This is a genomic window from Streptomyces sp. HUAS 31 (genome assembly GCF_028198125.1).
Taxonomy (GTDB): Bacteria; Actinomycetota; Actinomycetes; order Streptomycetales; family Streptomycetaceae; genus Streptomyces; species Streptomyces chartreusis.
Map to the genome: position 1 here is coordinate 8,972,050 of NZ_CP116353.1, position 13,197 is coordinate 8,985,246.

Here is a 13,197-nt window from a genome sequence, read left to right on the forward strand (position 1 = left end):
CCCGATGGACGGGTGCGCCGACCGTGGTGGGGGGTGAAGGTGTCGCCACTTGATTTAAGGAGTGAGGAAAGGGGGCGTCAATACTTTGGTACGGACCAGTAGTTGGCGAGGGCGACGACTGCCCGGATCGGGCCGCTCTGTCCACCGGCACCCTTCGTCCGCCGCCGAACTGTCGCGTTCCTAGGCTTCTCGCCATGGACGCCGCACACATCGGCGAGCTGCTCGCCGTCCTGGGCGCCGGCGCAGCAGCCGGTGCCGTCAACGCCGCCGTGGGGTCGGGCACGCTCATCTCGTTCCCGGTGCTGCTGGCGACCGGACTGCCGCCCGTCACCGCCACGGTCTCCAACGCGCTCGGCCTGATCCCCGGCTCGATCAGCGGAGCCATCGGGTACCGGCGAGAACTGCGCGGCCAGCGCCGGCGGGTCCTGAAATGGGGCGCCGGCGCCCTGCTCGGCGGGCTCGCCGGCGCGACGCTGCTGCTCGCCCTGCCCGCCTCGGCGTTCGAACGGATCGTGCCGGTCCTGGTAGGACTCGCCCTCGTACTGGTCGCCCTCCAGCCGCTGATCAGCAGGAGGCTCCGCGATCGCCGGGCCCGCACGGGACGGTCGGCACGCCCGGACGGTGGCCCCCTGCTGCTCGTCGGTCTGACCCTGGCCAGCGTCTACGGCGGCTACTTCTCGGCCGCCCAGGGCATCATCTACGTCGCTCTGATGGGCATGCTCCTCGACGACGACCTGCAACGCCTCACCGCGGTCAAGAACGTACTGGTCGCCGTCGTCAACTCCGTCGCCGCGCTGTTCTTCCTCGTCGTCGCCGACTTCGACTGGACGGCCGTGGCCCTCCTGGCGGTCGGGTCCGCGGCCGGCGGCCACTTCGGAGCCACCGTGGGCCGCCGGCTGCGTCCCGCCGTACTGCGCACGTTCATCGTCGTGGTCGGCACGGTCGCGATAGTCCAGCTGGTGCTGCGCTAGGCGGAGAGGGGTCCGCGGGCCACTAGGACGAGCGCGGCTTGCGGGCGTGCACCATGCGGCTCATCCGCCGGCCCAGCAGCAGATAGCCGATCAGCGCGCCGGTCGTGTTGAGGATGACGTCGTCGACGTCGAAGGCCCGCCCGGTCACCAGGGCGCCCTGCGCGAACTCGACGAGAAGCATCACGGTGGCCGTCAGCAGCAGCACCCGCAGGACGCCGCGCGTCCGCGGGGCGATCACGGGGACCAGGACACCGAACGGCGCGCCCAGCAGTACATTGCCGCCGATCTGTTTGACGGCGTCCCGAAGCTCGGGCTGGTCCAGATAGGCCCGCAGCGTGCTGCCCGGCTGGAGATTGGTGTGCGTCAGCGCCTCCGAAGCGGGCGACGGCTGAAGGGTGAGCTTCGCCAGTACGACGGCGAAGGCCACCATGAAGACGAAGGCGCACAGCATCGCCAAGAGTCGGCCGAGGATGCGCAGAGGACTTCGCGAGGGCTGATCGGCGGGCCGGGACCCGCCGGGCGGCTTCGTCTTCGCGGCGCCACCGGACCCGGTGGCGCGTCCGAACCAGGTGGAGCGTGCGGACTTGGCGGAACTCTTCGGCTTCGGCTTCGCGCCTCCGCCCTTCGACTTGGCACCCGCCCTCGACTTCGTACCGCCCTTGGATTTCGCACCGCCCTTGGCCTTGGCGGCACCTGACGTCTTGGGACTGCCGATGTGCAACGCGACACGCGAAGGTGGGGTTCCACCGGCCATGTTGTCCTCCAGTCTTCAACTTGCCTTGGTGGTTGACCGCTTACCCCCGAACCCGTCCGCGATGCGGTCGCTTTTGGCCGCAGGCCGACGACGCTCACCGGTTTCCCTGCCCGCTGCCGGGGCACTCCGGGCGGAGACCCGCGCGTGCCGCCGCCCCTGGTGGCAGGGGCGGTGCTTGGATGGCGCGGAGCTGGAGAAAACGGACAAGCCAGGCTTGGGGAGGTGGCGGCGTGAACCGGCGTACGACGCTGCTCGCCGCGGCCGAGTTCCTGGCCTGGTGGATCGCGCTCGCCCTGCTGTGGCTGGTCCTGATCAGCACCGTGGACACCCTCGAACTCGCGGTGGGCGCGGGCGCGGCCGGCGTATCGGCGCTCGCGGCCGTCGCGGCCCGCCGGGCGGTGACCGGACGATGAACGGCTGGCTCCTCGCGGCGGCCCTCGTACTCGGCGGGGGCCTGGGCGCCACCCTCTGGGGCGTCGCCACCGGCCCGCTGCGCCGCCGGGTCGTGGCCCAGAACCTCTCCACCGCGCTGGCCTGCCCCGGTCTGCTACTGCTCGCCCAGGGCTACGACCGCCCCGCGTACGTCGACCTCGCCCTGGTCCTCGCCCTGCTCGGCCCGGTGGGCACCCTGGTCTTCGCCCGGCTGCTGGCCGACGAACTCGCCGCCGACCCACCGCGCGCCCGGGCCCTGACCCGGGCGACGGCGGGACTCGGCGCCGCGGTGGTGCTGGCGCTGTGCGCGGCGGCCGGACCGAGCAGGGAGACGGTGAAGCTCCTCGTCACGGGCGCGCTGCTGATCGGCGGGAACCTGGTCGCCTCCCGCGCGCTGTCCGGCGGCATCGCGGGGGTGCGCGGTGGCTGACGCGCTGATCGTCGTGGCGCTGCTGCTGGTGGCCGGCTGCGCGACCGTGGCCGTACTGGTCCGCGACCCCGTCCGACAAGCCCTTGTACTGGCCGTCCTCGGTGTCGCGCTCGCCGTGCTGTTCACGGTGCTCCAGGCTCCCGACGTCGCCCTGTCGCAGCTGGCCGTCGGCGGCGCCCTCACCCCGCTGTTGCTGCTCCTGTCGGTCCGCAAGGTCAAACGGCGCAAGGGACGCGAGCGGTGAACCCGCGCACCCGGCTGTGGCTCGTGGCCGTCGGCCTCGCGGGCGTCGCCGCGCTCCTCGTCGCCGCCTGCCTGGACCTGCCGCACTTCGGCGGCGACCGGCACCCGTACGGCGACCGAGCGGTGCGCGCCTCCCTCGACCGGCACACCGCGAACACCATCGCCTCCGTCAATTTCGACCAGCGTGCCTTCGACACCCTCGGCGAGACCACCATCCTCTTCGCGGCCGTCGTCGGCTGCGTGGTCCTGCTGCGGCAGACCCGCGAGGAGCACCGCGCCCGGCCCGCACCCGCCGCCGTGGCCCCGCCCGTGCGCCGGTACGCCCTCCTCGTGCTGCCGGTGGCCCTGCTCGTCGGCCTCTACGTCATCGCGCACGGGCAGCTCAGCCCCGGCGGCGGCTTCCAGGGCGGTGTCGTCGCCGCGACCTCCCTGCACCTGCTCTACCTCGGCGCCGACTACCGCGCGCTGGAACGGATCCGCCCGGTCGGCCTGTTCGAGGTCGGCGACGCCCTGTGCGCCTCGGCCTACCTGGTCACGGGCTTCGCGGGCCTCATCGGCGGAACGGCCTTCCTGGCCAACACCCTGCTGCCGTACGGCACGTTCAACACCTTGTCCTCGGGCGGCACCGTGCCGCTGCTGAACGCGGCCGTCGGCATGGAGGTCGCCTGCGCGGTCGTCGTGCTGCTCGCCCGCTTCCTGGACCAGGCCGTCGAGATCGAGGAGGAGAACGGGAAGTGAGAGCACCGTGATGGACGTCCTGCCCTACCTCGTCGCCGCCTGGGTCTTCCTCGTCGGCTGCTACGGCCTCGCCACCAGCCGCAATCTGATCCACGCCGTCGGCTGTCTGTCCGTGTGCCAGTGCGGTACCTATGTCCTGCTGCTGGCCGTCGGCTACCGCGACGACACCACCGCACCCGTCTTCTCCGACCTCGAACCGGGCTCCCGGCCCGTCGTCGACCCGGTCGTCCAGGCCCTGGCCCTGACCGACGTCGTCGTGGGCGCCACCGTCACCGCCCTGCTCCTCGCGCTCGTCATCCAGGTCGCCAAGCGGCACGGCACCGTCGACCCCGACGAACTCTCCGAGCTGCGCGGCTGATGAACGACCTGCTCCCGCTGCTCGTCGCCGTACCGCTGTGCGGGGCCGCGCTCCTTGTCGCGGGCGGACGCCGAATGCCGCGCGTCCTCGCCGATTCCGCGGGATGCGCGGTCTCGGCCGGCACCGCCGGACTCGCGATCACCCTGCTGCTGAACTCCTCGCCGCCGATGGCCGAATGGGCCGGCGGCTGGACGCCCATCGACGGCCACAGCGTGGGAATCGTCCTCGTCGGTGACGGCCCCGGGCTCGGCATGGCGGCCCTGGCCTCGGTGCTGACGCTCGCCGCACTGGCGTACTCCTGGCGCTACTTCGACGAGCCGCCGCGTCGGCACGCGGGCTCGTTCCCCGCACTGATCCTGCTCCTCCAGGCCGGCATGTGCGGGTTCGCCATCGCGGGCGACCTGTTCAACGCGTTCGTGTGGTTCGAGCTGATGAGCGTCGTCGCCTACGCGCTGACCGGCACCCGCGTCGAGGAGGCCAAGGCCGTGCAGGGCGCGCTGACCTTCGGCGTCGTCACCTCGCTCGGGGCGTACGCCATGCTCATGGGCATCGGCCTGCTCTACGCCCGTACCGGCGAGCTCTCCATGGCCCGGATCGGCCGGGCCCTCGACGCGCAGGGACCGCCGGACGGCCTCGTCCTCGCCGCCTTCGTCCTCGTCCTGACCGGCCTGCTGATCAAGTCCGCCGCCGTCCCCTTCCACTTCTGGCTCCCGGACGCCCACGCCGTCGCACCCACCCCCGTGTGCATGCTGCTGTCGGGCGTCATGGTCGAACTCGGCGTGTACGGCGTCTGGCGGGCGTACGGCACCGTCTTCGCCGGACCCGGCGGCATCCCGGCGGCCGACCTGGAGCGGGCACTCCTCGTGCTCGGCGCGGTGACGGCGATGATCGGCGCCGTCATGTGCTGGTACCAGCGCCACATCAAACGGCTCCTGGCCTGCTCGACGGTCGCCCACACCGGGCTGTTCCTGATCGGAATCGGGGTGCTGAGCCCCGAGGCCGACGACGGGGTCGCGCTGTACGTCCTCGGCCACGCCGGCGTGAAGGCCGCGCTGTTCGCCTGCACCGGCATCCTCCTCGACCGTTACGGCAACGTCGACGAGCACGCGCTGCACGGCAGGGCCCGCGAACTGCGCGGCGTCGCCGTGATGTACACCGTCGGCGGGCTGGCGCTCGCCGGGCTTCCGCCCTTCGGTACGGGTCTCGGCAAGGCCGTCACGGAGAAGGCCGTGGGCGGGCCACTGATCGCTCTGTACGTCGTCGCGAGCGCGGTCACCGCCGGGGCGGTCCTGCGGGTCGCGGCCCGGGTGTTCCTCGGCCTCGGCCCGGTCCCCGAGGACGGCGCCGAGTACGAGACGACCGGAACCGGCGAGCGGCCCGAGACCCGGCACCGGCTCAGCCGGATCCCCGACACGATGACCGCCGTCCCCGCGCTGCTGCTGGCCGGATCGCTCGCCGTGGGCGTGGCCCCCGGTCTCGGCGAGGTGCTCTCGCGCGCCGTCAACGAGGCCGGGTCCGGCGGTGCCGTGGTGCCGGCACCGCACTGGAGCCCGGCCGGTGTGCTGCTGGACCTCGTCGCGACCGCGCTGGCCCTCGGCCTCGCGGCCCTGGCGGTGACCCGGCCGGGGTGGCTCGCCGCCCCGCGCCGGGCACTGCCGCTGCGACGCCTCCAGTCCGGGCACGTCGGGGACTACGTGGCCTGGGTCCTGGTGGGCGCCACCGTGCTCGGCGCGCTGGCACTGCCCGGCCTTCCGGGATAGGGGTCAGGCCGCGTACGTCACCTTCACCTCCTTGAAGCCCAGGGAGTGCAGCAGCCCTTCGAGCATGTCGGTGGTGTTGGTCTCGGCACGCCTGGTCAGGCCGCTCTCCTTGGCGGCGTCGCCGATGTGCCGCACCGCGAGCTTCTGGACCGCCTGCTCGCTGTTGGGGTTGTCCGAGAAGAGGTCGCCCAGGCGGTCGAGCAGACCGCGCTGCTTGGAGACGGCGTAGGAGCGGTCGGGGTCGAGGGACGGCTCGCCGAGGGCGGCGTGCGGCAGACGGAGCGTGGCGGACGTGCGGTCGTCGTTGACCGTGACGTCGTCGGCGCCGACCTTTCCGAGGTCGACGTAGGCGTCCACGGTGCCCGCGCCGACGTACAGCGTGCGGGTGCCGCGGATCGCGTCGGGCAGGAACTTGGCGTCCTTCTCCAGATCCACGACGATCTGGAAGTTGCCGGAGGCGGCGTCGTAACGGCTCATGTCCTGGATGGACTGGAGCAGTGCCGGACCCGAGCGGTCGTTGGTCTCGGTGCCGAACAGGTCCTTCAGGCCGGGGAGCACGCTCAGCCGGATCCCGGCGAAGAAGACGACGAGCACGAGCACCAGGGCGCTCACCGCCTTCGCCCAGCCGGGCATGCGCTTGTTGATGCGCTTGATGGAAGTCGTCATGTCGACGTTCCTCCTTCCTATGTTCCGGGTACCCCCAAATCCCTTGTCAGATCTGTGCGTTGGCCGATCGGCGCCCCTGCCCGGAGCAGGCCGGCGCACCAGGGGCGGCCGCGACGCGCACACGGGTGGGCAGCAACGTTTCTGCTGAGGTAAGTAGCATGATGGCGCCACCCGGAATGATCATGCGAGGAGCGGATCGTGCGAGAGATCGCCGTGTTCAGCGGTAGTGCCCACCCCGAGCTGGCGGCGGAGGTCTGCGCGCATCTGGGGGTACCGCTCAGCCCGACCCGGGTCAGCCGGTTCGCCAACGACTGCCTGGAGGTGCAGCTCCAGGCCAACTGCCGGGAGCGGGACGTCTTCCTGATCCAGCCGCTGGTCCGGCCGGTCCAGGAGCACCTCGTGGAGCTGCTGCTGATGTGCGACGCGGCCCGCGGGGCGTCCGCGAGCCGGATCACCGTCGTGATGCCGCACTACTCCTACGCCCGCTCCGACAAGAAGGACGCGCCCCGCATCTCCCTCGGCGGCCGGCTCGTCGCCGACCTGATGGTGGCGGCCGGCGCGAGCCGTGTTCTCGCCATGACCCTGCACGCGCCCCAGGTGCACGGCTTCTTCACGGTGCCGGTCGACCACCTGCACGCCCTGCGTGAGCTGGCCGTGCACTTCCGGCAGTACGACCTCTCCCGCACGACCGTCGTGTCCCCGGACCTCGGCAACGCCAAGGAGGCCGCCGCGTTCGCCCGGCTCATCGGCGCCCAGGTCGCCGCCGGCGCCAAGCAGCGGTTCGCGGACGACCGGGTCAGCATCAGCTCGGTCATCGGCGAGGTGGCCGGACGCGACGTCATCATCCTGGACGACGAGATCGCCAAGGGCAGCACGGTCATCGAACTCCTCGACCGGTTGCGGGAGTTGGGTCCGCGCTCGATCCGCGTCGCCTGTACGCACGGCCTCTTCGCGGGCGGCGCGCTGAAGCGGATCGGCGAGCAGCCGGACGTACTGGAGATCGTGTGCACCAACACCGTGCCGATCCAGGCCGAGGAGCGCACCGAGAAGCTGAAGGTCCTGTCCATCGCCCCGGCGCTCGCCGAGGCCGTGCGCCGCATTCACAACGGGGAGTCCGTCAGCGCCCTGTTCGACGCGCCGGGAACCGAATAGGCAGGAAGTCCTTCATAACGTGCCGGACGTCGCCTCGGGCTGGCCGAGCGCCGCGTCCGGTGTCGGATGCGGGGGCAGCAGGCGGTTCAGGCCGGTGATCCTGAGCATGCGCAGGGTCAGCGAGTGGGTGCAGACCAGGTGCAGCTGCCCGCCGTGGTCGTGGGTCCGGCTCAGGGCCCGGTACAGCAGGCGGAGCCCGGAGCAGTCGAAGAACTCGATGCCCCGCAGGTCGATCACGATCCGCGCCCCGGGATGGGCCGTCACCCGGTCCAGATACGGGGCGATCTCCACCGCGGCCGCGATGTCGATCTCGCCGAGCAACTCCAGCACCGTGTGGTCGCGGTGCCGGTGGACGCGCAGATGCCGGCTGAACGGCGCAGGATCCAGCTGCACGACGACATCGCCTCCAACCAACCTGTTCACTTGCGGCGGGCTGCTCAAATCCAGTCCCCGCACTGCAAGTTACCCTCGATTGAGCGAATCTGAGCATGTTCGATTGACATATGTCTTCGATTTGCGACAGATGCTTCGCGTGATGTGCGAGGCGTGACTACGACAGCGCGTGCCAGGCCTTGGAGAGTGCCTGACGGAACTGCTCGGTCTGATGGGCCGTGAGCTCCCGCACCATCCGCTCCTCCAGCTCCCGTACCTCCCCCTCGTGTCGGGCGAGCAGCTCACGGGCGGTGTCGGTGAGCAGGATCAGCAGCTCGCGGCGGCTGTGCGGATTGCGCTCGCGCCGCACCAGCCCGCGGGTCTCCAGGCTCCGTACCAGGTCCGCGATCGACTGCGCGGTGACGAAGGAGTCCCTGGCCAGCTGGGCGGCGGACAGTCCGTCGTGCCGCTGGAGCACGGTGAGGGCCGTGTACTGGAGCGCGGTGATCCCGGACGGCTTGACCAGCTCGTCCAGGTGTGAACGCACCACCAGCTCCACCTGTTTGACCATGTAGAGGAGCGACGGCGGTGCCTTGGCTGCCTGGGCGTCGAGCATGACTTCAGCCTAGAGCATTGACAGGAATCCTGTCCGTAAAGAGACTGCGGACAAACAGGAATCCTGTTTGTTGAAATCTTGGCGAAGAAGCTGAGGAGTGGCGATGACCACCTTCGAGATCGAACCCGGGCGGCTGTTCATCGGGGGCCGGTGGCGCGAGGCCGCCGACGGAGCGCGCACCGAGGTGGTCGACCCGTCCCGCGGCACGGTCCTCACCACTGCCGCGGACGCCGGCGCCGCCGACGTGGACGCCGCCGTACGCGCCGCGCGGGACGCCTTCGACGACGGCGCCTGGTCCGGGCTGAGCGGCCGGGAACGCGGCCGGATCCTGCACCGGGTCGCCCAGCTGATCCGGGAGAACTCCGACCGGATAGCCGAACTGGAGAGCCTTGACGTCGGCAAGCCGATCACGCTCGCGCACGCCGTCGACGTCACGAACGCGGCCGACGACTACGAGCACTTCGCCGCCCTCGCCCACTGTCTGGACGGCGCCGTCCGCGACACCCCCATGAACGCCCTCGCCTACGTCCGACGCCGGCCGATCGGTGTGGTCGCGGCGATCACGCCGTACAACTTCCCCCTGATCCTGGCCGGTTCGAAGATCGCCCCGGCGCTCGCGGCCGGCAACACGGTGGTCCACAAGCCGGCCGAGGAGACTCCGCTGAGCGCCCTGTACATGGCCGACCTCTTCAAGCGGGCCGGCGTCCCCGACGGCGTGGTCAACGTGGTCACCGGCGGCCCCGCGGCCGGCGAGGCGCTGCTGCGGCACTCCGGCGTGGACAAGGTCGCCTTCACCGGCTCGACCACCGTCGGCCGCAAGGTCGCGGCCATCGCCGGCGAGGCGCTCAAGCCGGTCACCATGGAGCTCGGCGGCAACGCGGCCCACGTCGTCTTCGAGGACGCCGACCTGGAGAAAGCCGTCGGCGCGATCATCAAGGGTTTCGTCTTCAACACCGGGCAGTTCTGCATGGGCGGACCCCGGCTGCTGGTGGCCCGCCAGGTCCACAGCACCCTGCTCGGCATCCTCGCCGACGCGGTGCCCGGCGTCCCGGTCGGCGACCCGCGGGAGGCCGGGACCGTGGTCGGCCCGATGGCGGGGGAGCGGCATCTGCGCAAGGTCGAGGAGTACGTCGAACTGGCCCGCAAGGAGGGCGGCACCATCGTCTGCGGCGGTGAACGGCTCGATCTCGACGGCGGCTACTACTACCGGCCCACCGTCATCGCCGACCTGCCGAACGACTCCCGGGTGATCCAGGAGGAGATCTTCGGCCCGGTCCTCACCGTCCAGCCCTTCGACTCCGAGGACGAGGCCGTCGAACTCGCCAACTCCACGCCGTACGGCCTGGCCTCGGGCGTGCAGACCGGGAACCTGGCCCGCGCCCACCGGGTCGCCGAACGGCTGGACGCCGGGATCGTCTGGGTCAACGACTGGGCGATGCTCGACCCGGCGGTCCCCTTCGGCGGGGTGAAGGACTCCGGCTTCGGTCGCGAGTACGGGCCCGAGGCGCTGGACGCCTACACCACCACCAAGTCCGTCGTCGTCTCGCTCGACTGAGCGCACCGCCAAGGAGATTCACGCGATGTCCATCCCCACCCGTGCCGCCGTCGTCGAGTCGGGCGGAGCCCCGTTCACCCTGTCCGACGTGGAGCTCGACGAGCCCGGACCGCACGAGGCGGTCGTCCGTATGGTCGCGACGGGCCTGTGCCACACCGACCTGGGCGTGGCGAGCGGCGCGCTGCCCTTCCCGCTGCCCGGCGTCCTCGGGCATGAGGGCGCGGGGGTGGTCGAGGCCGTCGGCGCCGCCGTGACCGGCGTCGCGCCGGGCGACCACGTCGTGCTGTCGTTCACCTCGTGCGGCGGCTGCCGCGACTGCCGGGGCGGCCACCCGGCGTACTGCGCGACCTGGCTGCCGCTGAACCTCATCGGAGGCCGGCGGGCCGACGGCACCGGCACCATCAGCCGGGCCGGGGAGGACCTCGGCGGCCACTTCTTCGGCCAGTCCTCCTTCGCCGAGCGGGCGTTGGCCCACGAGCGCAGCCTGGTGAAGGTCGACCCGGAGGTGCCGCTCGCCTCGATCGCCCCGCTGGGCTGCGGGGTGCAGACCGGGGTGGGCGCCGTCTGGAACGTGCTGAAGCCGGTCACCGGCAGCACTGTCGTCGTCCTCGGCGCCGGAGCGGTCGGCCTGTCCGCGGTCATGGCCGCCGCCCTGACCCCCGCCACCGACATCGTCGCCGTCGACCGGGTCGCCGAACGTCTCTCACTGGCAAGGAAGTTGGGTGCCACCCGCACGATCGACGCGACCGGGACCGACCTCGCCGCGGCGCTCGCCGACATCACCGGCGGCCGGGGCGCCGACGGCGTCGTCGAGACCACCGGCAACGTCGGCGTGCTGCGCCGGGGCGTCGACGCGCTCGCCGCCCGGGGCACCCTGGTCGTCGTGGGCGCCCCGCCCTTCGGCACCGAAGTCGCCCTCGACGTCAACGGGTTGCTCGGCGGCAAGCGGGTCGTCGGCCTCACCCTCGGCGACGCCGAGACGCAGACCTTCATTCCGGCCCTGGTCCGGCTGGTGAAGGAAGGCCGGCTCCCGCTGCACCGCCTGATCAGCACCTATCCGTTCACGGACATCGACCGGGCCGTGCGGGACATGGGCGCGGGCAAGGCGATCAAGCCCGTGCTCACCTTCTGACCCGGCCGGCCGTCGCGCGTCAGCCGACCGTCAGGACCAGCTTCCCCGTCGTCCGGCCGGTCTCGCCCAGGGCGTGCGCCTCGGCGGCATCGGCCAGCGGGAAGGTGCCGGCGATCTCCGGTCGCAGCTTGCCCTGCTCGACCAGGTCCGCGATCGCCTGCATGCCGGCACGGTCGGCGTCCAGCAGCATCCGAACGGCCCGCACCCCGAGCCGCTCGGCCTCCTCGCCGAACTCGTCCGAGCCGACCGGAAGGATCGAGACGACGACACCTCCCGGACGCAGAACACGCAGCGAGCGCACCGAGGTCTCACCGCCCAGCGTGTCCAGGACGACGTCGACGTCCTTGACGGCCTCGGTGAAGTCCGTCTCCCGGTAGTCGATCACCTCGTCCGCGCCCAGGCCGCGCAGGAACTCGTGCTTGCCCGCGCTCGCCGTGCCGATCACGTAGGCGCCGCGCGCCTTGGCGATCTGCACGGCCACGTGCCCGACGCCACCGGCCGCCGCGTGGATCAGCACGCGCTGCCCCGGCCGGACGTCGGCGTGCTCGGTCAGCGCCTGCCAGGCGGTGAGGGAAACCAGCGGCAGGGCCCCCGCCTCCGTGTGGCCGATCACGGACGGCTTGTGCGTGAGGGCCCGCACCGGGGCGATGACGTACTCGGCGTGCGAGCCGTGGCCGAAGGGGTAGGGCAGCATGCCGAAGACCTCGTCGCCGGGGCGGAAGGCGGCGACGCCGATGCCGACCGCCTCGACCACGCCGGAGACGTCCCAGCCGAGGACGAACGGCGGCTCGCCCAGGAAGCCGCCGTTCTCCCGGTGCTTCCAGTCGGTCGGGTTGACGCCGGCCGCGCGGACGCGGACCAGTACCTCGTTCGGGCGCGGCGCCGGGCGCTCGATCTGAACTTCCTTCAGGACCTCGGGACCGCCGAGGACGTCCTGGCTGATGGCTCGCATGGTGTTCACAGTGCTCATGGTGAAACAGCCTGCCGGGGTCCGCCGCTCCAGAAAATGGCACGATTGCCAACCTTCGATAGAATCGTGCCATGGATGGTGAACGACAGGTGGAGCGGGTCGTGGTGCTGGCCCTGGACGGCGTCTATCCCTTCGAGCTGGGCATCCCCAGCCGGATCTTCGGCGCCGCCGACGGCCGGTACGAAGTGCTGACGTGCAGCGTCGACGGCCGACCGGTGCACACCAACGCCGACTTCACGATCGGCGTGCAGCACGGCCCGGAGATCCTCGCCACCGCCGACACCGTGGTGGTGGCCTCGGTCGGCGTTCCGTACATCCCCGAGGAGCTGTCCGCCGAGGTCGTCGCGGCACTCGCGCGGATCCGGCCGGACGCGCGCATCGTGTCGATCTGCACGGCCGCCTTCGTCCTGGCGGCGGCGGGTCTGCTCGACGGCCGGCGTGCCACCACCCACTGGCAGGTCACCGACCCGTTCCGGCGCCGCTACCCGCAGATCGATGTCGACCCGGACGTCCTGTTCGTCCAGGACGGCCGGATCCTCACCTCGGCCGGCGCGGCCTCCGGCGTCGACATCTGCCTGCACATCGTGCGCACCGACCACGGCAGCGAGCTGGCCAACGCGGTCGCCCGGCGCTGCGTCGTGCCCCCTTTCCGGGACGGCGGCCAGGCCCAGTACATCGAGCAGCCCGTCCCGGAGAGCGGAGCCGCCAGCACCGCCGCCACCCGCGCCTGGGCCCTTGAACGCCTCGACGAACCGCTCACCCTGACCGACCTCGCCGCCCACGCCCGGATGAGCCTGCGCACCTTCGCCCGCCGCTTCAACGACGAGGTCGGCCTCAGCCCCGGCCGCTGGCTGATCCAGCAGCGCGTCGGCCGGGCCCGCCATCTGCTGGAGTCCAGCGACCTGCCGGTCGACCGGATCGCCATCGAGGTCGGCTTCGCCACCGGCGCCTCGCTGCGCCAGCACCTGCACGCCGCGATCGGGGTGTCACCGCAGGCGTACCGCCGCACGTTCCAGGCGGCCGGCGTCCGCTAGCGGAGCTGTACGCG

General features: G+C 71.7%; 16 protein-coding genes. 11 read left to right on the forward strand and 5 right to left on the reverse strand.

What is annotated here, in order from left to right:
* Positions 1–194 precede the first annotated feature (194 nt).
* Positions 195–971, forward strand: a complete 777-nt coding sequence (locus tag PGH47_RS39035) for a sulfite exporter TauE/SafE family protein (protein ID WP_271667393.1) — start codon at positions 195–197, stop codon at positions 969–971.
* A gap of 22 nt (positions 972–993) precedes the next feature.
* Here PGH47_RS39035 and PGH47_RS39040 read toward each other — a convergent pair whose 3' ends face one another.
* Positions 994–1,449 (reverse strand): VanZ family protein, encoded by a 456-nt coding sequence (locus tag PGH47_RS39040; RefSeq protein WP_260609255.1) that lies wholly within the window; start codon positions 1,447–1,449, stop codon positions 994–996.
* A 506-nt stretch (positions 1,450–1,955) separates the two neighbouring features.
* Between PGH47_RS39040 and PGH47_RS39045 the strand changes: the two genes are divergently transcribed.
* The 6 genes from PGH47_RS39045 to PGH47_RS39070 are packed head-to-tail and all read left to right on the forward strand — an operon-like array spanning position 1,956 to position 5,686.
* A complete protein-coding gene (locus tag PGH47_RS39045; RefSeq protein ID WP_269639653.1) occupies positions 1,956–2,138 on the forward strand; it encodes a hypothetical protein in 183 nt (60 codons plus the stop codon).
* Positions 2,135–2,587, forward strand: a complete 453-nt coding sequence (locus PGH47_RS39050; RefSeq protein ID WP_271667394.1) for a monovalent cation/H+ antiporter complex subunit F — start codon at positions 2,135–2,137, stop codon at positions 2,585–2,587. Before PGH47_RS39045 ends, PGH47_RS39050 begins: the two co-directional genes overlap by 4 nt.
* Positions 2,580–2,831, forward strand: a complete 252-nt coding sequence (locus tag PGH47_RS39055) for a Na(+)/H(+) antiporter subunit B (protein ID WP_125525822.1) — start codon at positions 2,580–2,582, stop codon at positions 2,829–2,831. Before PGH47_RS39050 ends, PGH47_RS39055 begins: the two co-directional genes overlap by 8 nt.
* Positions 2,828–3,568, forward strand: coding sequence for an MnhB domain-containing protein (locus PGH47_RS39060; protein WP_271667395.1), 741 nt, complete (start codon positions 2,828–2,830; stop codon positions 3,566–3,568). The genes PGH47_RS39055 and PGH47_RS39060 overlap by 4 nt, the downstream gene beginning before the upstream one ends.
* 10 nt (positions 3,569–3,578) lie before the next feature.
* Positions 3,579–3,926 carry a sodium:proton antiporter gene (locus PGH47_RS39065; RefSeq protein ID WP_271668259.1) on the forward strand — a complete coding sequence of 116 codons (348 nt, stop codon included), beginning with the start codon at positions 3,579–3,581 and terminating at the stop codon, positions 3,924–3,926.
* Positions 3,926–5,686, forward strand: a complete 1,761-nt coding sequence (locus PGH47_RS39070; protein ID WP_271667396.1) for a complex I subunit 5 family protein — start codon at positions 3,926–3,928, stop codon at positions 5,684–5,686. Before PGH47_RS39065 ends, PGH47_RS39070 begins: the two co-directional genes overlap by 1 nt.
* A 3-nt stretch (positions 5,687–5,689) precedes the next feature.
* Here PGH47_RS39070 and PGH47_RS39075 read toward each other — a convergent pair whose 3' ends face one another.
* Positions 5,690–6,352, reverse strand: coding sequence for a DUF4230 domain-containing protein (locus tag PGH47_RS39075; protein WP_269639657.1), 663 nt, complete (start codon positions 6,350–6,352; stop codon positions 5,690–5,692).
* A 198-nt stretch (positions 6,353–6,550) separates the two neighbouring features.
* Between PGH47_RS39075 and PGH47_RS39080 the strand changes: the two genes are divergently transcribed.
* Positions 6,551–7,504: a ribose-phosphate diphosphokinase gene (locus PGH47_RS39080; RefSeq protein ID WP_271667397.1), complete on the forward strand. Its 954-nt coding sequence runs from the start codon at positions 6,551–6,553 to the stop codon at positions 7,502–7,504.
* 12 nt (positions 7,505–7,516) lie between these two features.
* On the opposite strand, the gene PGH47_RS39085 is transcribed toward PGH47_RS39080, so the two are convergent.
* Together PGH47_RS39085 and PGH47_RS39090 are read right to left on the reverse strand one after the other, a co-directional pair.
* Positions 7,517–7,897, reverse strand: coding sequence for an anti-sigma factor antagonist (locus PGH47_RS39085; RefSeq protein ID WP_271667398.1), 381 nt, complete (start codon positions 7,895–7,897; stop codon positions 7,517–7,519).
* Between the two features lie 157 nt (positions 7,898–8,054).
* On the reverse strand, positions 8,055–8,492 hold the full coding sequence (locus PGH47_RS39090) for a MarR family winged helix-turn-helix transcriptional regulator (RefSeq protein ID WP_271667399.1): 438 nt from the start codon (positions 8,490–8,492) through the stop codon (positions 8,055–8,057).
* A gap of 103 nt (positions 8,493–8,595) precedes the next feature.
* Here PGH47_RS39090 and PGH47_RS39095 point away from each other — a divergent pair, with 103 nt between their 5' ends.
* Positions 8,596–10,047: an aldehyde dehydrogenase family protein gene (locus PGH47_RS39095; protein ID WP_271667400.1), complete on the forward strand. Its 1,452-nt coding sequence runs from the start codon at positions 8,596–8,598 to the stop codon at positions 10,045–10,047.
* Between the two features lie 25 nt (positions 10,048–10,072).
* A complete protein-coding gene (locus PGH47_RS39100; protein ID WP_271667401.1) occupies positions 10,073–11,179 on the forward strand; it encodes an NAD(P)-dependent alcohol dehydrogenase in 1,107 nt (368 codons plus the stop codon).
* Between the two features lie 19 nt (positions 11,180–11,198).
* On the opposite strand, the gene PGH47_RS39105 is transcribed toward PGH47_RS39100, so the two are convergent.
* Positions 11,199–12,149 carry an NADP-dependent oxidoreductase gene (locus PGH47_RS39105; protein ID WP_271667402.1) on the reverse strand — a complete coding sequence of 317 codons (951 nt, stop codon included), beginning with the start codon at positions 12,147–12,149 and terminating at the stop codon, positions 11,199–11,201.
* 71 nt (positions 12,150–12,220) lie between these two features.
* Here PGH47_RS39105 and PGH47_RS39110 point away from each other — a divergent pair, with 71 nt between their 5' ends.
* Positions 12,221–13,183 (forward strand): GlxA family transcriptional regulator, encoded by a 963-nt coding sequence (locus tag PGH47_RS39110; protein ID WP_271667403.1) that lies wholly within the window; start codon positions 12,221–12,223, stop codon positions 13,181–13,183.
* Positions 13,184–13,197 lie beyond the last annotated feature (14 nt).